The sequence below is a fragment of the Spiroplasma endosymbiont of Tiphia femorata genome (genome assembly GCF_964020225.1).
Taxonomy (GTDB): Bacteria; Bacillota_I; Bacilli_A; order Mycoplasmatales; family VBWQ01; genus Spiroplasma_E.
Window position 1 is genome coordinate 854,995 of record NZ_OZ026544.1, and the last position, 20,139, is coordinate 875,133.

A 20,139-nucleotide genomic window follows, 5' to 3' on the forward strand; every position below is an offset into this window, starting at 1 on the left:
ATATTCATTAATTGTTAATAAGACAAATGATGATTTAGTAATTTAAGGAAATTTAATTGAAAATGTAGATTTTAAATAAAATATTAGTATATAAAATTGATAATAAAAATATTCAAAGTATAATATAAAAATTCTTAATTAAAAATTGATTGAAACTAATTATAGTTTTCAATCAATTTTTTTAATATTTCTTTAGAAACTTGTGGATTTGCTTGTCCTTTAGTTAGTTTCATTAATTGACCCATAAAAAATTTCATTGCTTTTTCTGGATTGACTTTATAAATAGTAATCATGTTTTCATTTGCTTTTAAAATTGTGATTAATATTTTTTCTAAATCATTACTATCACTTACTAAAGTAATACCTAATGTTCTAATAAGATCGGTAGGGCTTTTTTCACTATTAATCATAATTGCATTTAATAACTGTTTACTTTGTTTATCATTAATTTTTTGCTCATAAACCAGACTAACTAATTGTGATAGATTATTAGCAGTAAGTTCGCTGTTTTTAATAGTAGTGTTATTAGTATTACAATAAGCTTGCACAGGACCTACTAAATAATTAAAGGTAGGTAATGCTAAATTATTAATGGCAACTGTTTGTTCAAAAATAGTTAATATTTCTACTTTGTCAATTAATAAATTAATATCTTTTGTTGGTAGATTATATTGTTTTTTTAATCTTTCCATTATTTCTTTAGGCAATTCAGGAAGATTTTTAGCAATCATTTTGATTCATTTTTCATCTAGTTGAATTGGAAAAATATTTGGTTCAGGAAAATATTTATAATCAATTTTATTTTCTTTGCTACGCATGCTAACGGTTTTATTAGTTTTTTCATCAAATCTTCTAGTTTCAAGATTAATTTTTTGTTTTTTATTTAAAATATTAGTTTGACGATTAATTTCATCATTTATTGCTAAAGTAATATTATGTGTAGAATTTAAGTTTTTAATTTCAACTTTGGTACCTAAAATATCACTACCATGTGGTTTTACCGATATATTAATATCACATCGTAATGAGCCTTCATTCATTTTAGCATCACTAACTTGTAAATGAATTAATAATTGACGTAGAGTATTAATATATGCTACTACTTGTTCACTTGTGTTAAAAATTGGCTTAGTAACAATTTCCAATAAGGGAATTCCCGCTCGATTATAGTCTAATAATGTTTTTTTATTATTATGAATTTGTTTTGCTGTATCTTCTTCAATATGTAAGCGTTCAAAACTAACAATAAATTCTTCATTATTTACAACTATTGGTAATTCACCATTTGTGCCAATTGGATGAAAAAATTGTGTGATTTGATAACCTTTAGGTAAATCGGGATAAAAATAACTTTTTCGATCAAAACGTAAGAGTGGATCAATATTCATTTTTAAAGCAGTACATGTTTGAATTGCCATTATAATAACAGCTTGATTAACTGTTGGTAATGTTCCTGGATATCCGCAATCAATGGCATTAATTTGAGTATTTGGTTTTTGACCAAAAGTATTGGCGGCGTTGGAAAAACATTTAGTTTTAGTTTTTAATTCACAGTGGATTTCAATACCCATTACAACATCATATTTATTATTCATGATCATCACCTAGTAGTTTATTATTAAAATTAATTTTTTTACTTAAAAATGAAGCAATATTCAATATAACTTGATCATTGAAAGGTGCACCATTAATATTAAAACCAATCGGTAAACCATTAACAGTAGTTAATGGAATATTAATGCTTGGTCCACCATTTAAATTAGAAAGTAGTAGTAAATCTTCTAAATAATCATGTTCACTTTTAATAACTTTTTTTTGTTCTAATACATCTTTAATTTTTGGAGCTGGATTAATATTTGGCATAATAATGAAAGCATCATATTTTTTAAAGATAGTATTTAAATGTTCAACAATTAATCTTCTTACTTTTTTAGCTTTGTTAAATAATTCTTCTTGATGATTTTCAGATAAAGCATATGCACCAATAATGTATCTGCGTTTTACCATATCACCGAAACCAAATGTTCGTGAATTTGTCATAACTTCTTGATAATTTTTACCATTTTTACGAACACCAAAATTAATACCAGTTAGATTTGCGTGGCAACTAGTTGCTTCAGCAAAAGAAATAATCATATAAACTGGTAATAAAGATTGTAATAATTCTTTATTAAATTCAATTTGTTGAACTTTTGCACCACCATCAGTTAAATGCTTTATTGCTTCATCAAAACTAGATTTAACTATATCATTTCACTGATAATCATTATAATTTAAAATAGCAATATTTTTACCTTCTATATTTTGATTTAAGTTTTGAGTATAATCTTTTTCTTTACTTTGAACACTAGTAAAGTCTTGTTCATCAAATAAAGCAATACTATCCAAGACAATGGCAATATCTTCGACATGATTAGTAAATATACCAACTGTTTCTAAACTTGGAGCATAAGGAAAAACACCATTTCTTGAAATTAAACCATATGTTGGTTTAAAACCAACAATACCACAATAAGCGGCAGGTTTACGTATTGAATCACCAGTATCTGTTCCTAAAGCAAATGGTACAATTCCAGCAGCGACTAAAGCTGCACTGCCACTAGAACTACCACCAGTGATATGTTTTAAATTCCAAGGGTTTAAGACATGACCAGTAGCTGCATATAAACCATCTCCACCCATTCCTAGTTCATCAAGAGCAGTTTTAGCTATATTAATGGCTTTATTATTTGTTAATAACATATTAACAGTACTGTCATAATTAGGAATAAAATTAGCAAGAATTTTTGATGAACCTGTTGTTAAGAAATTAATAGTAGCAATATTATCTTTCATTACAAATGGAATTGCTGCTAATAAATTATCATTAATTTCTTGTTCAGTAATTGATTTTGTTTGTTTAATGGCATTTTGTTCCAGTGAAGTAACAACAGCATTTAATTTTTTGAATTGTTCTAATCGTTTGTATACTAATTTAGTTAATTGATCTGGAGTAAATATTTTTGTTTTTAATAATTCATGAAGTTGACGAATTGAAAGTTGGTGGTAATTAATTTTCATGATTAATCACCTGATTAATACTAATGTAATTATTTTCAACTTCTGGAGCAATATTTAAAACAGTTTTAGATGTTAAATGAGTTCCAACATTATCGGAACGTAATAAATTATTAATAATAGGAAATGGGTAATTTAAAGGTTCAATATCATTTGTATTAATATTTGTCACAATTTCCATTTGTTTTTCAATAGCTTTAAATTCTAGTAAAAGATTTTCACATTGTTCTTCGCTTAAATTGAACATAAGTTCGTTAGCAAATTCATGTAGCATTTTTGTTGTCATTTTCTTTTCAATTTTATCCATTTTTTGCTACCTCTTTCAATAAATTTTGTAATTGCTCTTCATTAATAATTTTAACATTAAGTTTGCGTGCTTGTGCTAATTTATTTCCTGGATTTTCTCCAACAATTAAATAAGAAGTATTATTACTAATAGTATTGGTAATTTTAGCACCATAGTTATTTAATAATTGAATGAATTCGTTACGACTTTTAGTTAAAGTTCCTGTTAAGACAAAAGTTTTACCATTCAATACTTGTGATTGGTTTTTTTGTAAATAATTAAAGTTAAGTTTAAAGTTTTGCAAGTTAGTAATTAGTTGTTGATTAGTAGGATTAAGGAAATAATCAATAACACTAGTAGCAATTGTTGGACCAATTTCATTAGTATTAGCTAGATCATCAAAGGTTGCTTCCATTAAGTTATTTAAAGTTAAATATTTTTTTGCAAGAATAATTGCTGTTTTTTGGCCAACATGGCGAATTCCCAAACCGAATAAAAGTCTTTCTAAGGAATTTTGTTTTGATAGAATAATTGAATTAGCAAGATTAGTGAAAGATTTTTCACCAAAACGTGGTAATGATAGTATTTCTTTTCGTAAATTAACTAAATTGTAAATATCACTAATAGTTTTAATTCATTTTAAATCTAAAAAACGTAATAATATTTTTTCATTTAAACCAATAATATCCATAGCATTTCTTGAACAGAAGTGCATTAATGATTTAAGAATTCGTGATGGACAATCACTATTAATGCAAAATTGATCAACTTCTGGCGGAACTTGTTCCAATTTTGTTTTACACACTGGACAATGGATAGCTTTTTTAAAAATAATATTGTTTATTTGACGATTACTAATAATTGGGGCAATTACTTCTGGAATAATATCACCCGCTTTTTTAACACTTACTAAATCATTAATACGTAAATCACGATTAATAATATAATCACCATTATGAAGTGTGGCAAAAGTAACGGTAGTACCAGCAATTATCACTGGTTGTAATCTAGCATTATAGGTTATTTTTCCTGTTCTACCAACAGTTGGAAATATATCTAAAAGCTTAGTAACACTAGTAACAGCAGGAAATTTATAAGCTATTGCTCATTTTGGTGCCTTATTAGTTCTTCCTAACATATCATAACTGGTTAGATCATTAATTTTAATGACAATACCATCAATTTCATATGGTAATGTATTTCTTAACTTTTCATATTTTTGAATATAAGTTCATACTTCTTCAATATTTTTACATAACTGTCATTGTTCATTAATTTTGAAACCATATTTTTGTAAGGTAAATAATGCTTGTTCATGGGTTTTAATATTATCATTAGTAGCATTAATATAATAGTAAAGAAAACCATCTAATTTTCTTGAATTAACAATATTAATATCAAGTTGGCGAATAGTACCGGCTGCAGCATTGCGAGGATTAGCAAAGAGTGGTAAGTTTTGTTGTTGTTGTTTTTCATTAATGCGATTAAATTCTTCTTTACTTAAATATATTTCTCCTCTTACTTCTAATTTAGAATTAATTGGTATTGTTTTTGGTATTGTTTTAATTGTCAAAATATTATTGGTAATGTCTTCACCAGCAATACCATCACCTCTGGTAGCAGCAGTTTTTATTTTTCCTTTTTCATAAGTTATAGAAATTGATAGACCATCAATTTTTAGCTCACAAACATATTCAATGTTATTTTCTGATAATGTTTTTTTAATTTGTTGATCAAATTTTAGTAAATCTTCATAGTTAAAGGCATTACCCAAACTTAGCATTGGTTGTTGGTGAAAAATTTTTGTTAAAGAATTAAGTGGTTTATTACCAACAGTTTTAGTTGGAGAATCATTACTATTAAATTGGGGATATTGTTCTTCTAATTTTATTAATCTATGATAGGCGCTATCATAAAGTTCGTCACTAACAGTAGGTTTATCTAAAACATGATATTCATAATTTCATTGTTTAATTTGGTTTCTTAATTGTATTATTTCATTTTTAATATCATTATTTTTGTTACTCATATTACTTTCTCCCCTAATTGGTTTGTTAATAAGACATAATTAATTATAAATGAATTATTACTTTAATTGTAATATTGTTTTATAAAAGTATAATTTAGTAATGTAAATAAAATAAATAAATAATAATATACATTTTTTAAAAAAAATGATTATAATAAAATTAGTATTAAAAAATAATGGCTAATTAAGTATTTAGTTTTTAAACTCCTGTTAAGTTTATTTTAACTTAAAGTTTTTTTATATATAACTAGACACATTTTTTAATATTAACCTTTGATAAGTTTTAAGTATAGTATTAAAACTAAAAATAATTACTTTAATTTTATATGAGTTAGGAGTAAGTTATGAAAGATACATATGCATCTGTTCGTTTAGCACAAAAGCCAGAAAATGCTTTTGCTTGTCATCGATGTGGTAGGATTATTTTAATTGCCGAATTTTTAGAAGCAAAAAATATTCAATTGAATTGTAATCGATGTGGTTTTAAAAAGCATGTTGAAAAAATTAAAATAGAAAAAAAAGCAGAAATTGAAAAAACTAGAATTGCTGCTATTTCTTCGAAAAATTCTTCTAAAAAATAATTTAGATTAGATTAATATTAATAATATTATAAAAAAAGAACTCAATTGAGTTCTTTTTTACTTATTTTTTAGTTTTTTCATTTAAATACTCTTGATAATTGTTATTTACTTGTTCTCAATTGATAACTTTTAATAATGCTTGTAAGTATTTCTCTTGTTCGTTTTTATATTGTAGATAATGTGCATGTTCTCATACATCAATAGCGATCAATGGATACATATTCAAGAATCATGGATTGTCTTGATTAAAAGTTTTGTATAGTCTTAATGTACCATTATTGTCAATTACTAATCATGCTCAACCACTTCCAAAAATATCTATGGCAGTTTTTGTTAAAGCAGCTTCAAATTTTTCATAAGATTCAAAGCGATTAATTATTGCTTTACCAATAGCTGATTTTTCATTAAAACCTTTATTTTTCCCCAATAGTGAAAAGAAAAGATTATGATTAATTACTCCCCCACCAAATTGTCGAATGCTACTTTGTAATTTTTTTACATTACAAGTTTCTTTATCCTCACATATATCTTCTAATTTACAATAATTACTTAATAAACGATTTAGTTCCCCTTTAGTTTCAAGATTATAATCAGAAAAAACTTTCGGATGTTTATCCATCACTAATTTTAAAGAAGTTAAATATTTCTTATGAAGTTCTTCATAATGATGTTTCATTGTTTCTTGTGAAATATAAGGTTCTAAAGCATCATAATTATATGGTAAATCGATAATATTAATCTTGTATTTAGGCATTCTTTTCTATCCTCCTTTTCTTTTTAAACTCTTCACATATAAATATTGCATTACATTATAATAAATTAATGTAAAATTACAAGTTTATAAAATTACAAGTTTATTATATTACAAGATTTCTCACTATATGTTATACTAAAAATTAATATTAAATACTAATTTTACTAACAAAGGGTGAAAGTTTTCGTGCAGTACTTATACATGTTTAATAAAAAATCTAATCAAATTAATGTTTCTCACAACAATGATATCATACGTAGAATTAATGTAAACCAAACTGATAACATTAATAGTAATAATTTAGAAAAAAATGAACAAAAACAGTCATTTATTGATAAATTTACTTCAAAATCACTTAGTTGTGATGACACCAATAACTTTAATTTCAAAACAGCCAGTTGGACTCTAACAATAATTTATCTTATATCTTTTATTATAATTCCAATTCTTTATAGTTTAATCAAAACTTATGCTGTAAAAGATACTAGTCAAAGTTCATTTCTTAGTCTTTTTATTTTTAGTTTATTGCCAATTTTTGGGTTAGTTGTTTCACTTGGTATTGATTGAGAAACTATGATTAAAAAAGGTGGGTGGGCTGCTTATAGTCATAGTGTATTTGGTTTTATTAGTGTAGTATTTGTTCTTTTATTTTTTATTGCAACAAAAGTTATTAGTGGTAAAGATGATGATGTAACTTCGCTTGCTACTACATTTTTAATTCAACAGTTATTTCAAATGTTAGGATCAATTTTAGTATTAATATTTTGTAGATCATTACGTGAGAGAATTATTACTACTTTAAAAGAAGCAAAATTAGATTTAATAACTTGAGTTACCATTTTTGCTGTTATTGGTACTATTTTAAATATTATTTTCAACATAATTCCTAAATTTAGTGAATTTAATATGTTAACAAGTAATAATACTTCAAAAAATCAAGATGTTTTAAACTTATTAATGAATAGTCCATATGGCATTTTTGTTTTAGTTCTTAGTACTATTTTTATTGCTCCAATTAATGAAGAAATATCATATCGTCATGGTACTTTTACCATTGTTCGTTATCGTTGGTTAGCATATGCTGCTTCGTTAATTTATTTCCCATCAATGCATGTTATGAATAGTGGTGATTGAAATAATATTATTGGTTATTTAGGATTTAGTATTATATTACCCTTATTATTTATAATGACACGCGGTAATACTACATATACTATTGGTTTACATGCTTTTTCTAATCTAATTGCAACTATTTCTGGTTTTATTAATAAAAATTAAAAGGAGAAATTATGACTACCCTAACAATTACTGCCAATGATGCTGATCAAACTTTAATTAATTATTTAAAAAAAGTATTTAAAACACTACCACTCTCAAAAATTTATCGTTTATTTAGAACAAAAAAAATCAGAGTTAATAATAAAACTACTACTGATTTTAAATATCGCTTACAAGAAAATGATTTAGTAGTCATTTATGAAAGTAATTTAGTTGTTAACTATAAACCAGAAAAAATTACTAAAGAAGCACCAATTGAATTGTTTTATGAAGATGATAATTTTTTAATTGTTAATAAAGATCATAATATTGTTGTCCATCAACCATATGGTTCTTGCTTAGATAACATGGTAAAATATTATTTACAACAAAAATACCCGAAGAAGAAACGTGAGCAAACATTTAATATTAGTCATCAGTATCGTTTAGATAAACTAACTAAGGGTTTAATTATTTATCCAAAAAATAAAATGACACAAAACGCACTTCATAATGCTACCAAAAATGGTCAAATTATTAAAAAATATTTGGCTATTTGTTCTGGCCAATTAACTAAAAATTTAAATATTTCTGGTTATATTACTCATGATGAGTTAACAATGAAGATGAAATTTTCAATTGAACCAAGTGAACAAAGTAAAAGTTGTAGCACCATCTTTACACCAATATTTAATACTAAAGACTTTACTTTAGTTGAGTGTCAATTAGTTACTGGTAGAAAACATCAAATTCGTAGTACTTTACAATTTTTAAATTTACCAATTGTTGGTGACACTAAGTATGGGTCAACAATAGTTACTCCTAATAAAATTGCATTATTTGCTTATTATTTGTCATTTAATGATTTAGAAGAACCATTTACTTATTTGAATGATCAAAATTTTATAATAAAAGATTTAAAAACAGATTTAATTAAACAGATTAAAAAAGAAAAATGATAAAATTAATCTATACTAATATATAGATTACATTTTTATTTTTTTGCTATTTTTTTATTTTTAATAGTGATTAATAATATTGAACTTTTAATTTTGGGTTGTTAACATATTTAAGTAAAAAACAAAATTAATTTTATTTATATAGATTGGGTGAAGTAATGACAACTAAAAAAGGTATTTTTAATACAATTGTTGGTGTTATCATGACAATTGTTATCTCTATTTTACAGTTAACTTTTCTTTATGTTACTGGTTTAGCATACGGTGAAAAAATTAATGGTTTAATTCGTGTTATTATTTCTTTTTTGACTTACCTTAGTTTGACAGAAGGAGGACTTGGTTTAATTACCATTTTTTCTTTATATCGTCCTTTACAAAATGATGATTATGAAACCGTCAACGATATTATTAATACGACAAGAAAAAATTATCATCATTCAGGAAGAATATATTTAATTATTCTTGTCAGTGCTGGTTTTATTTTAGGATTAGCTAGTGTTCATTTACCAGAAATTGGTTTAGATATGGAAATTCCTTTTTGACAAGTAGCACTTATTATTATTTCTTTAGGATCACGTGAATTAATCTTTTTTTATTTTAGTGGTGCTTATCAAAATTTAATTCAAGCTGATCAAAAAGGTTATTTAAATCGTTTAATTTTTATTTTTTCAGAGATTATTATGTATATTTTACTAATGACGTTATTAGTTATTAGAAAATCTGATGGTAAACCAATAGATATGTATATTCCTTTTTTTGCTTATTTTGTTTGTGGTGTATTAAAAGCATTTGTTACTTTTATCGTTATTAAAATTGAATATCCATGATTACAACATAAAAAATGAACACAACAAAAAAGGATGCTAAAACAATCATGATGAGTAGCCCTGAATCGTTTACCTGACATGATTATTTCTAACATTGATATTATTTTAATTACTTTATTTTTATCACTGACAACAACATCAATTTACACTATTTATATTATTATTGCCACAACAATGCGCTCAATTGCTTTAATTTTAATTAGTTCTTTTCGCGAAGTTTTTGGATATTGAATTGCCAAAAGTGGACGAATTAGATGAACTGTGTATACTAAATTTGAGTTATATGCTTATATGATTGCTGGTTTTTTATTTATTAATCAATTTATTATTACTCAATATTTAGTGTCTGCTTTAAGTATTACAAATATTAATAATTCTGATGGTAATTTTGATTCTTCAAAAAATCTTTTTATTAATTTATTTTTGTCACAACCATGATTTATTTTACTTTTATCTTTAAAAAATACAATTCAAGTGGCAACCGAACCAGGAAAAGTTATTGTAAATGCTACTGTAAAACACAAAGAAACAATTTGAGGTTCATATATTCAATCAATAATAAATCTTGTTTTAGGTGTTATTTTGGGTTGAATACTATCAAATTTAGGTTGAAAACATCAAAGTTATCAATATTTATCATTAAGTTTATATATGATTCTTTTATCAAGTTGTATTGGTTGAGTTTATCGTTTAATTTCAATCTGAGTTTATGTTTGAAAACATTTGACGTATAATAGTGATTTACGTTTTATTATTCAAAATACTTTAGTGTTAATTATTCCAATTTTAGCAGTAACATTATTTGGATGTCTTTATTTCTTTGATAAATATCCACCAACATATAATTTCACAGATTATAGTTTTGTATTACGAGTTATCGGTTATTCATTATTATATTCATCAATTTTAATTTTTGGTTTAGCAATGACTATTAATTTTCGTCAGTTTTGATCAATTTTTAATTTTAAGAAATTCTTTACTAATTTATTTTCACGTAAACGTAAGCAAAAAGCATTTATGAATCAAGAAGTACAAGAATTTTTTAAAGATAGTAATAAACCTAAAAATAACTTTACTAATAAAACATTTGATTGAACTGCTACTTATCAAAGTACCAATATGAACGTTGATGACTTTATTGAACAAGAGTTGTTACGAAGAAAAAAAGAAGTAGATATTAAAAGTGAAACAAAAGAATCTGAAAATTCTTCTATTCGCGTTGGTATTTATAAAATTAGAGGTTAGTTTATTTAAGGAGTGAATTACATGTTATTAAATGAAGAATGATTTGCAGAAAATATTGTTGAAGAAAAATATTTAGAATTATTAAAGCGTAATTATCCTCAACATCAACTTAAAGATTTATTTTTATTAAACATTGATTTACGTTTATTGTATTTAAAACATATTTTAATGATTGAAAATTCTTTAAAAAATGCTTTATTACATCAACTTTTTAATGATAATGTTCAAAATTTAGATAATGCTACTTTTCTTAATCCAGAACACCTAGCTCAAATGAAAACAGCTTTACGTTTGATTCGTGCTGGTTATAATAAATATAATAGAAGTGGTGTTTTAAAATCACGAACAATACGCAGTTTAATAGAAGTTATGTCATTTGAATGAACAATGAAATTATTACAAACTTTAAATGATAAAAGTATCGCTAAGATTGCTCATTATTTTGGTATCAAAGAATTTAATGATAGTAAAATTTTATTAGAACAGTTAGAGTATATTAAAGATGTTCGTAATTATTTATCACATAATTTTAAAGTATTAGCAATTCAATTTAAGTATAAAGAACGGTTCGCTTATTATGAACAAACTTTAAATGCCAATAATGATCATCATTATTTGCACTTATTAATTACTCGTTTTTCTAGTAAAAACCAATTACTAGTGCCATTTAATGTTGATTATGAAAATTTATTTAATAGTTATGATGTTAAAATTCATGATTGTGTTAAGGAAGATAATCAAAGTATAATCCATACTTAGTATAGAAAAATTATTAAATTTTAGTAGATTTAATTTAATAAGTATATTATAATTATATCAATTAATTACTAGTGTAAAATAAACCATTGTCATTTAAAAATGACAATGGTTTATTTTATTTAGAATTAATGAAACTTGAAGAAAGTAGGAAAAAAATGAAATCAGAGTATAATGAAAAAAAGATTTAAATATTACAGAATTAAAACGACTTGATTTATTAAAAGAGTTATTTCCCGAAGAAATTATTAGTAAAAAAAATCTTTTTCAGATAATGAATCATTTTTATAAAAACTTAGAAGTAAAATATAAAGGTATATCTAATTATTTTGCTCCAACTATTGAAAAAACTGAAAATAGTATATTACTTAATACAATTTTTAATTTAAATAAAATGAAAATCACAGATAATATACAAAAGGGTTTTTTAAATTGTTTATTATTGAAAGGTAATGCTGAACAATTATATGCAAGTTTGTTAAAAATATCAGAAGTACAAAAGGCGCTTGATCAATTTATTGAAAGAAATAGTCAATCAGTTACAAAGTTTTGGGAGATTGTCAAAAATCCGGAATAAATTAAATCGTTGTAGTCTTATTATAAATTTAGACAAGAAATAATTTGGATTTTTATGAAATTGTAAATTTATCTTACTACTAATTTAAAAATATTACAATTAAAATACTCAATTTTATAAATTATAAAAACATTTTAATAATTTAATTAACATAAATATATAACAAAAATTCTTATTAACTTTTAATTTAATAAGTTTTTTTAATTTTTTATTTTAAAATAAGTAAAATTATGTTTTTAAATTTATTTGATTACATTTAAAAATAACCATTTTTATATAAATAAAAATACTATATGTTCTATTAACAATCATTTCTTTTAAAACATGTCAAATATTTGTTTCAGTAAAACAACCAATATTTCATTTTGCACCTTGATTAACAATACCTTTTTTATTATTTTTAAAATATTGTTTTTTTAACTTTTTATGATTATCTAATTCTTTATATAAATAATCAATTAATTGTTCATATTGACCATTATTAATGAAATCTTTACAATTATTATATTCACTTCAATATTTTCCTTTATTTCCCGCCATTATACCAAGATATAATGTTCTAATTAAATGGAATTTATCTAAAACAAACTCAGCACCAAGATAATCTGCTACATCTTTAATTCATCCAGCACTATCTCCACAAATAATTATTTTTGCTTGTTCAACATTTTCATAAAATTTTTGACAATGTTCTTTAACAAATTCAGCAGTTTTTTTAACTCCAATTGCTGTTCTTGTTGGTCTAATAATTGCTTTTACTCTTTTATTTTGTACTTTATGATTAATATTATCTGTATATGTTGTTATTAATCTCATAGAGTGTTTTATACCTTTACGTTTAAAATCTCAAAACTTTCGATGTCCATCATCAATTGCTACAAAAATAGGTTGATTTTTTTCTAATTTTACTTTTACTGGATTTGCTTCAATTACTTCTAAATTTTTAAAAACTCTATGAACAGTACTAACACTAATACCTGCTTTTTTACAAATATCACAAATATCATGATATCTTTTTCCATCAGCAAAATATTCAATAATAGTTTGTTCAACATCTTCACCAATTCTTTTATATTTAGGTAATTCTAGTCATTCATCAACTAAACAAACACGAACTCATTTTTGTAATTTTTCATCAAAATATTCATAAATTCTTCTTTTATAAGTTACTAATCCATACATTATTTTTCTTGTTCGATATTGATAATCAACAATTTTATATTTCTTTTTATCTCTTGTATTTTTTATTCTTCAATCTCATTTTTCTCATTTTTTTGTTATATGTTCTAAAACTAATTTATCAATTTTTGCACTTTGTTCTCTAAAATTTCATTTATAATTAAAATTCACATTTACTTCTCCTAACTATTTTAAAAAAATCTAAATTTATTGTAAATATATTTAAAAAATTAATTTACTTAATTATTATATAAATATATAAGTGTAATTTTAAATAAAATAAAAATTATTTAAAAAACCACTTTCATATTTAAAATATAACAAACAATTTCAATATAATTAATAGTATAGGTATCACAAAATAAACACCTTTAATTTAGGCATTATTTTGAGTTTAAAAGCATACTTGTAAAAATAATCAAAAATAGTACAATTTATAAGTAAAATCAAGGAAAAAAGGAGTAATTAAATATGAAAACATGAATAAAAACAAATTTAAGTAAAATAACATTAGCATTATCACTAACTGGTGCTACAACTGGAACAGTAGGTTTAATCATGGGGGGTGCTTACCCATAATGTTAGTGGAGTTAAATATTTTTTAACTCCACATAAACAAGTTGAATGAGGTGTTCAAACTATTTGAACAACTAATCCTAATGATACTTTAAAAAAAGATTATAAATTTGAGTTATATTTTGCAGATGAACCATTAAGAAGAAAATTTGATATATCTTTTCAAAATTGATATTACAGTACAGATATAGTATGAAATGGTAAATATCCTAATTGTTTATTTGATAGTATGTTGTAAATAATTAATAATTTTGTTTTTTTTATATAAAATATAATATTAAATTAATAAAAAGAATAAACTTATCAAAATATAATTTGATATTGATAGTTGAATATAAAAAATAAAAACGTTATACTATCTCTGGATTAAGTAACACAATTCACCGCAAGATAATTTATTAATTATTTTGTTTTTTATGTTATGATTATTTTGTTATTAAAGTATATAAAATTATTAAAAAATCTGTGGAGTTTTATATATGCAAGAGAATTTTTATATTAAAAAAGTATATTATGGTGCTTATGTTAAAAATATAGTTTTACCTATGAGTGCTATATTAAATAATAAACGTAATGGACAAGGTATTAAAAATTTAGGTATTAATGATAAAAAGTTGCGTAATTCTACTATTCGTACTAAAACAAAATTAATACATAAAGCATATCATAATTTTTATAATTCAAATGTTTTAAGTTTTGTTACTTTAACTTATAAAGATAATATGCAAGATATTAATAAAGCAAAACATGATATTGCTATATTCTTTAAACGTTTGAAACGTTGATGAAATGACCCTAAACGTGCTAAATATTTAGGTGAATTAAAATATATGTATGTTTATGAATATCAAAAACGCGGTGCTATTCATTTTCATATTCTATTTAATAGAAAAATACATAAAAGTATGTTACCTCAATGATGACCATTTGGTTTTAATGATGTAAAATTTGTTCAAAAAGGTACTAATGAAAATATAGTTAAGTATTTAAGTAAATATGTTGTAAAAGTGCAAAATGATATAAAATCTCAAAATCAATATGATTTAGGTGTGCGTGCTTATGCTTTTTCTCGTAATTGCTCTAATCCAAAAGTAATTAAAGGTCAAAAAATAATGTTATATCAACGTTTAATTGACGCTTCTGTAAATGCCTTACATACACAATTTTTTAAAAAGAAAATTGATAATTTAGGTCGTACTATACTTTTTGGTGGTAGTTTTGATACTACTGTTTTTGGCGATAATTTTAAAGATTATAATGAATATGTTTCAATTGATAGTATTCGTTTTAGAAATGCTATTAAAGGTATACCAAGAATTTTACATTAGTGAAATATTTTGATATAATTTATGAAAAATTGTAAAGAGTTGATTATTTTTATGTCTAATGAGAATTTAAAATATTTTTTAGATAATGCTTATAAACCAAAATGTGATTATAAAGAAGTAAACTTAGTTGCACCTAAAAGTAATGATTTAGAAATATGAAAATTATTTTTATTTCTATGTTTCATTAATGATAATATTTATCTTACATATTCTAGTTTAGAACTTAAATTTAGAAAAGCATTAATAAAAATTAATGTATTTCTTAAAAAAAGAATATAACTTAATGTTAAATAATGATGAAAAATTTAATCAAAATATATTTGAAATTAAAAATATAAAAGATGCTTTTGATGAAATAGATAAATTATATAATGAAGTAGCAAATAAATTTCAAAAATATAAGAAAAATAAATTATTGAAGTTAGAAGCACTTGAAATAAATTATTCAAGTTTTATAAATTTTATTTATTCTGATAATAAGTATAACTTAGGTATATTTTTAAATAATTATTGTTCAACTATTATTCAAATACCAAAATTAATTTTAAAAACAAAATATTTAGAAAAGAAAAAAACGAAAATAATCTTTTCATTTGTAAAAGATTTATTATTTTTAGTTTTATCTATTTTGTCAATAATATTAGCAATAGTTGCTTTAAAATAAAATATTATTTTTATAAAATCACTTGTATATATATAATGGTTAATAGCAAAGATGTAAAGTTTTACCACAGATTTAACTTTATGTTTTTGCTTTTTTTGTTGTTTTTTTATTTTTTTATGTTATATTATAAATAATAATGTTTATTACTCGCATTATTAATCTGGCTATTATTAGTCTAATCTGTGGAGGTTAAAATGTATTTTCTTTGTCAATTGACAAAAATTAGAAGTAATGAAGTAATTAAAGATGAAAAAAGTGGTAAGTCCAAAAATTATGATGTACTTACTTTTTCGCCGTTTTATGTTACTGATAAAGGTATTAAAATATCAACTGGTGAAAAATCTAAGGATAAATGGGTTTTACATGATAGTGAATTATTTATTAAACTTTCTAAAATGAATTTAAGTCTTGGTTCTTATTATGATGTTGAAATAACATGAGAAGCAAAAATTATTGACATACATAATTTAAAAACTAAATAGTTATTTATTATAGGGTAATTGTTAAATAATTATTTAAAGGATTTAAGTTATGTCAAAAATTAATAATTGTGCTTGTGAACAACATTTTCATTTAGCAATGTATATATGTAAACTTTGTGACCAAGTTATTTGTCCTAAAAGAGTTTTACAAAATTTATATACTGGAAAATATTACTGTCCAAATTGCATATTAGATATTACTTTGGTTAAACAAAAAGAACAATTACAACAAAAAGAGAATTAAAAACTAAATAGGGAGCATATATATACTTTTTTGTGTACTTTGCTCCCATGTTATACAAATTAGTATAAATATGCTCCTTATTAAATAAGTAAGGAGTTTTATTTATGCCTAATGAGTTAGAACAAACTAGTAATTATACTTTAACTAAAATATTAAGAACTGGATTAAGTCCATTAAGTGCTATGGTAGGAGTTAGTGCTTATTATGGTCAATATTTAAAAGACCCAATTTTAGGAAGTATTAATTCTTTGTTATTTAGTAAAAAGTTAGGAATTGATATATGGAATATTAATCAAAGACCAACTACTAGAAATAAAGTTATTAATAGTTATAAAAAGATATTTTTAGGTTTAGGAACAATTGGTTTAATAAATTATGCTAAGTTTGTTCAGTATGTAGATAAGTCAGTTTCTTTATTAAGAGATGAACCTTGTTTTTGGCCACCTTGTCCTACTGAGCCACCAATTCCTACTCCAATACCAACTCCTAAACCAGTAATTGATAAACCTTTTGTAGATTGAGATACTTATATATCTTTAAATAGTTTTGGTATAGCGAATATTATTAGTGGTTTAACTGAATTAATACCTAATAGATTTCAAAATATAAGAAAAATAGCGAATATGGGTACTGGTGGTTGTTTGATTAGTAGTGGTGTTGCTATGGGTATTAATAATGATTTTAAAAATTATTTTGCTATTCCTACGATTATTGCTGGAGCAAGTGAGATTATAAATACTTTATTGTTACCTTTGGGAAGTACACATAATAATACTGAATTACAAGAAGTATTTACTGATGAAAGAGCAAGAATAATTAATAACAGTGTTAATGATTATCAAAGTACAGATGACGGTATGGTTGAAGTTGATTTAAATGATGATAATATGTCGGAGATTAATTTAGATAGAGCAAGTTTAAACTGGGATTATTCTTATGCTTATACATTAGGTGGTGTTTAAAATGAAAAAAGATAAATGAAAAAATATGCCAAGACAAAAGTTACATAAGAAAAAAGCAAAGAGAAATTTTGAACAAAGATTAAGTGAAAATATGAGTTTTGATAATTTTTTAGGAGGTAAAAAATAATGGTTAAATGAATAGTTGTGATATTGGCTGTGCTTGGTACTTCTTGGGCTTTTAAGGGTACTATTAAAAAGATAATTTGAAAATTTAAACATAAAAAGCATAATGTAATTGACCCAGATTGTTGTTATTGTAAAGAACAAAAACGTAAAGAAAGAGCAAGAAAAGAATTAGAGGAGGGAGGTGATTAGAATGCCCGCAGGTTTAACCGCACTATTAAATATGATTGAGGTAGGGAGGTTCCCAAAAAAGTAGGAAGATGAATTACTAGATAAATAAATTCTTTCCAACATTACCATTTAAAAATGATGATAGACAAATTAAATTCTCTTTTACCCTTAAATTTATATTCGACGTATTTTAAAAAATATAGATTTTATAAGATAAAATAAAAATTATTCTCAAAGGAAAAAGACAAGAAATAATCTTGTCTTTTTTTGTAATTGTAAAATTTTAAAATTTTTATTATTAGCACCCTTTAAATATCTACTACACCAGTGACCAAGTAGGAAAAAGTTAATAATTAATAACCATCTTTAACGCTATTATCAACACGTGTTAGGGAATTAAAACAGTGAACCACAACACAGTTGTTAAAAATAGTGGCCAAAACATGTGGACTTGCATGGATAAATAAAAAGTGGAGTGATACCTAATAAAATATACTAACCAGTAATGGTAATTCTTGGGGTGGGAGCGAATTGGAAACTAGTATATATAGACCTACTAGGGAACCTACTATATTAATTCTATTCTTTATTTAACCAACCTTGCCACTCCCCAGTGAGCAAGCGTTGGTTTTATTTTTTTTGAAATTTATTTTTGAGCCCAGAATTTCTGGAATGAATAAAACTAATAGTATTAATAATATAAAAATAAAAATATATATTCTTTATGCTACAAGCAACAGAATATATTAGAAAAGAAAGTAAAAATGGAAGAAAAAGAAAAGAAAGAATTAATAGAACAAAAAATCAAAATAGCAAAAGAACATCAAAAAAAGTGATTAAAAATAAAAATAATTATTTCTTTAATTTCAACTTTAATTGGATTAATAATTTTATTAATTACTGTAAGTAAAAATTAAAGAAATAAATAAAGTTATGAATATTAATGAAAATAAAAAATGTGAATTAAGAATTTGTAAAAATAAAGTTTGAAAAGATTGTATTAATAATTCTACTAAAACTATTAAATATAAAAATTGACCAATACCTTATTTAATATGTAACAGTTGTTATCACAAACTACCTAAATACCTTAAACAAACAGCAAAAATAATTGAAAAGGATATTTTGATTATGAATAAAACTAAAAAAAGAAGAAAAAGATGTGTTGAATGTAATGAATTATATGAAGATAACAAAATCAATATGCTTTATCACTTTAAAACAGAATTAGAAGCAGAACAACATAATACTAAAAAATATGAAGATAATTATAATATTGAAAAACATTTAGATTATACAAAATCATATGGATATGTTTGTGATTGATGTAGAGATGATTAATAAATGCAATACGAATTAATCATTGGTATTGACCCTGCTGGTATTGGTAATAATGGAATTGTTATATACTCAAATGAAACTAATAATATTATTTTTAATGAAACATTTAAAGCAAAAACAGTTTTAGAAAGTAAAAATATATATAAAGAATATTTTAAATTAATTAAAAAACAATTTAAAAATAAAAAAATATTAGTTATTGTAGAAAATTTCTTTTTAAGTTCAAAACAGTTATTAATTAATCCATTAGCAACACCAAAAGTTATTGGTGCTTTAATGATATTAGTACAAGATGTTATGAACTGAGATTATCATGAAAATGAACCAAAAAACAAACATAAAATAGAAGATTATAAAGGAAATATAAAATTTACAAAACATGAACAAGATGCTTATAAACATATTCAATATTATTTAAGGAATTATAAAAATGAAAAATAAAGAAAATTACGTTAAATTAACAGTAAAACTTAGTAATACTATTGAAGTAAAATATCATGAAAAAGGTAATAAACAATTATATTATACTGTTCGTGGTCAATGAAATGGATTAAACTATGTTACTTTAATTTTTAATAACCCAAAATTTTATAAACGATGTATTTTATTAAATAAAAATGATGAAATTATAGTAACTGGTCAAATCTTTAATACTTTAAATATTCCTAAAAATCGTGCATTTTGTTCAATTAATGTTAAATGATTTAAAAAATGAAAGGAATAAATAATGAATTTTGATGA

At 23.5% G+C, this 20,139-nt stretch carries 25 protein-coding genes; 19 read left to right on the forward strand and 6 right to left on the reverse strand.

The annotated features are described in order from the left end of the window. Nucleotides 1-155 precede the first annotated feature (155 nt). The 4 genes from gatB to ligA are packed head-to-tail and all read right to left on the reverse strand — an operon-like array spanning nucleotide 156 to nucleotide 5,372. Complete coding sequence (gatB, locus tag AACK83_RS05375) at nucleotides 156-1,595, reverse strand: Asp-tRNA(Asn)/Glu-tRNA(Gln) amidotransferase subunit GatB (protein WP_338959774.1); 1,440 nt, start codon at nucleotides 1,593-1,595, stop codon at nucleotides 156-158. Next, nucleotides 1,588-3,060 carry an amidase family protein gene (locus tag AACK83_RS05380; protein WP_338959777.1) on the reverse strand — a complete coding sequence of 491 codons (1,473 nt, stop codon included), beginning with the start codon at nucleotides 3,058-3,060 and terminating at the stop codon, nucleotides 1,588-1,590. The genes gatB and AACK83_RS05380 overlap by 8 nt, the downstream gene beginning before the upstream one ends. After that, the gene (gatC, locus tag AACK83_RS05385) at nucleotides 3,050-3,364 is read right to left on the reverse strand and encodes an Asp-tRNA(Asn)/Glu-tRNA(Gln) amidotransferase subunit GatC (RefSeq protein ID WP_338959780.1); all 315 of its coding nucleotides are present in this window, start codon (nucleotides 3,362-3,364) and stop codon (nucleotides 3,050-3,052) included. Before gatC ends, AACK83_RS05380 begins: the two co-directional genes overlap by 11 nt. Next, entirely contained in the window at nucleotides 3,357-5,372 is a 2,016-nt protein-coding gene (gene ligA / locus AACK83_RS05390) for an NAD-dependent DNA ligase LigA (RefSeq protein WP_252319186.1), read from the reverse strand. Before ligA ends, gatC begins: the two co-directional genes overlap by 8 nt. A gap of 344 nt (nucleotides 5,373-5,716) precedes the next feature. On the opposite strand from ligA, the gene AACK83_RS05395 reads away from it, so the two are divergent. Beyond that, nucleotides 5,717-5,953 carry a hypothetical protein gene (locus AACK83_RS05395; RefSeq protein WP_338959785.1) on the forward strand — a complete coding sequence of 79 codons (237 nt, stop codon included), beginning with the start codon at nucleotides 5,717-5,719 and terminating at the stop codon, nucleotides 5,951-5,953. A gap of 61 nt (nucleotides 5,954-6,014) precedes the next feature. On the opposite strand, the gene AACK83_RS05400 is transcribed toward AACK83_RS05395, so the two are convergent. Beyond that, the gene (locus AACK83_RS05400; RefSeq protein WP_338959788.1) at nucleotides 6,015-6,707 is read right to left on the reverse strand and encodes a superoxide dismutase; all 693 of its coding nucleotides are present in this window, start codon (nucleotides 6,705-6,707) and stop codon (nucleotides 6,015-6,017) included. Nucleotides 6,708-6,908: 201 nt separating this feature from the next. Between AACK83_RS05400 and AACK83_RS05405 the strand changes: the two genes are divergently transcribed. The 5 genes from AACK83_RS05405 (at nucleotide 6,909) to AACK83_RS05425 (ending at nucleotide 12,328) form a co-directional block, all read left to right on the forward strand. Then, a complete protein-coding gene (locus AACK83_RS05405; RefSeq protein WP_338956628.1) occupies nucleotides 6,909-7,985 on the forward strand; it encodes a type II CAAX endopeptidase family protein in 1,077 nt (358 codons plus the stop codon). A gap of 11 nt (nucleotides 7,986-7,996) precedes the next feature. Beyond that, complete coding sequence (locus AACK83_RS05410) at nucleotides 7,997-8,926, forward strand: RluA family pseudouridine synthase (RefSeq protein WP_281748084.1); 930 nt, start codon at nucleotides 7,997-7,999, stop codon at nucleotides 8,924-8,926. A 155-nt stretch (nucleotides 8,927-9,081) separates the two neighbouring features. Continuing rightward, nucleotides 9,082-10,995 carry a hypothetical protein gene (locus AACK83_RS05415; protein WP_338956634.1) on the forward strand — a complete coding sequence of 638 codons (1,914 nt, stop codon included), beginning with the start codon at nucleotides 9,082-9,084 and terminating at the stop codon, nucleotides 10,993-10,995. 21 nt (nucleotides 10,996-11,016) lie between these two features. Then, nucleotides 11,017-11,754 carry an Abi family protein gene (locus AACK83_RS05420; protein ID WP_338956636.1) on the forward strand — a complete coding sequence of 246 codons (738 nt, stop codon included), beginning with the start codon at nucleotides 11,017-11,019 and terminating at the stop codon, nucleotides 11,752-11,754. A 271-nt stretch (nucleotides 11,755-12,025) separates the two neighbouring features. After that, complete coding sequence (locus tag AACK83_RS05425; protein WP_338956638.1) at nucleotides 12,026-12,328, forward strand: hypothetical protein; 303 nt, start codon at nucleotides 12,026-12,028, stop codon at nucleotides 12,326-12,328. Between the two features lie 228 nt (nucleotides 12,329-12,556). Here AACK83_RS05425 and AACK83_RS05430 read toward each other — a convergent pair whose 3' ends face one another. Continuing rightward, nucleotides 12,557-13,678, reverse strand: a complete 1,122-nt coding sequence (locus tag AACK83_RS05430; RefSeq protein ID WP_338956640.1) for an Mbov_0401 family ICE element transposase-like protein — start codon at nucleotides 13,676-13,678, stop codon at nucleotides 12,557-12,559. A 394-nt stretch (nucleotides 13,679-14,072) separates the two neighbouring features. On the opposite strand from AACK83_RS05430, the gene AACK83_RS05435 reads away from it, so the two are divergent. From AACK83_RS05435 to AACK83_RS05495, 13 genes are all read left to right on the forward strand, one after another. Continuing rightward, on the forward strand, nucleotides 14,073-14,321 hold the full coding sequence (locus AACK83_RS05435; protein ID WP_338956642.1) for a hypothetical protein: 249 nt from the start codon (nucleotides 14,073-14,075) through the stop codon (nucleotides 14,319-14,321). Nucleotides 14,322-14,562: 241 nt separating this feature from the next. Next, nucleotides 14,563-15,411, forward strand: a complete 849-nt coding sequence (locus tag AACK83_RS05440) for a rolling circle replication-associated protein (RefSeq protein ID WP_338956644.1) — start codon at nucleotides 14,563-14,565, stop codon at nucleotides 15,409-15,411. A 51-nt stretch (nucleotides 15,412-15,462) separates the two neighbouring features. Further along, on the forward strand, nucleotides 15,463-15,690 hold the full coding sequence (locus AACK83_RS05445; protein WP_338956646.1) for a hypothetical protein: 228 nt from the start codon (nucleotides 15,463-15,465) through the stop codon (nucleotides 15,688-15,690). 4 nt (nucleotides 15,691-15,694) lie between these two features. Next, nucleotides 15,695-16,075, forward strand: a complete 381-nt coding sequence (locus AACK83_RS05450; RefSeq protein WP_338956648.1) for a hypothetical protein — start codon at nucleotides 15,695-15,697, stop codon at nucleotides 16,073-16,075. A gap of 194 nt (nucleotides 16,076-16,269) precedes the next feature. Further along, nucleotides 16,270-16,557 (forward strand): hypothetical protein, encoded by a 288-nt coding sequence (locus tag AACK83_RS05455; protein ID WP_338956649.1) that lies wholly within the window; start codon nucleotides 16,270-16,272, stop codon nucleotides 16,555-16,557. 49 nt (nucleotides 16,558-16,606) lie between these two features. Further along, complete coding sequence (locus AACK83_RS05460; protein WP_338956651.1) at nucleotides 16,607-16,801, forward strand: hypothetical protein; 195 nt, start codon at nucleotides 16,607-16,609, stop codon at nucleotides 16,799-16,801. Nucleotides 16,802-16,905: 104 nt separating this feature from the next. Continuing rightward, complete coding sequence (locus tag AACK83_RS05465) at nucleotides 16,906-17,763, forward strand: hypothetical protein (protein ID WP_338956652.1); 858 nt, start codon at nucleotides 16,906-16,908, stop codon at nucleotides 17,761-17,763. 1 nt (nucleotide 17,764) lies between these two features. Then, nucleotides 17,765-17,890 carry a hypothetical protein gene (locus tag AACK83_RS05470; protein ID WP_338956654.1) on the forward strand — a complete coding sequence of 42 codons (126 nt, stop codon included), beginning with the start codon at nucleotides 17,765-17,767 and terminating at the stop codon, nucleotides 17,888-17,890. After that, on the forward strand, nucleotides 17,890-18,078 hold the full coding sequence (locus AACK83_RS05475) for a hypothetical protein (RefSeq protein ID WP_338956656.1): 189 nt from the start codon (nucleotides 17,890-17,892) through the stop codon (nucleotides 18,076-18,078). The genes AACK83_RS05470 and AACK83_RS05475 overlap by 1 nt, the downstream gene beginning before the upstream one ends. 743 nt (nucleotides 18,079-18,821) lie before the next feature. After that, nucleotides 18,822-18,974 (forward strand): hypothetical protein, encoded by a 153-nt coding sequence (locus tag AACK83_RS05480; RefSeq protein WP_338956657.1) that lies wholly within the window; start codon nucleotides 18,822-18,824, stop codon nucleotides 18,972-18,974. Nucleotides 18,975-18,990: 16 nt separating this feature from the next. After that, nucleotides 18,991-19,398, forward strand: coding sequence for a hypothetical protein (locus tag AACK83_RS05485; RefSeq protein WP_338956660.1), 408 nt, complete (start codon nucleotides 18,991-18,993; stop codon nucleotides 19,396-19,398). Between the two features lie 3 nt (nucleotides 19,399-19,401). Continuing rightward, nucleotides 19,402-19,839 carry a hypothetical protein gene (locus tag AACK83_RS05490; protein WP_338956661.1) on the forward strand — a complete coding sequence of 146 codons (438 nt, stop codon included), beginning with the start codon at nucleotides 19,402-19,404 and terminating at the stop codon, nucleotides 19,837-19,839. After that, on the forward strand, nucleotides 19,829-20,122 hold the full coding sequence (locus tag AACK83_RS05495) for a hypothetical protein (protein WP_338956663.1): 294 nt from the start codon (nucleotides 19,829-19,831) through the stop codon (nucleotides 20,120-20,122). Before AACK83_RS05490 ends, AACK83_RS05495 begins: the two co-directional genes overlap by 11 nt. The last annotated feature ends 17 nt before the right edge of the window (nucleotides 20,123-20,139 follow it).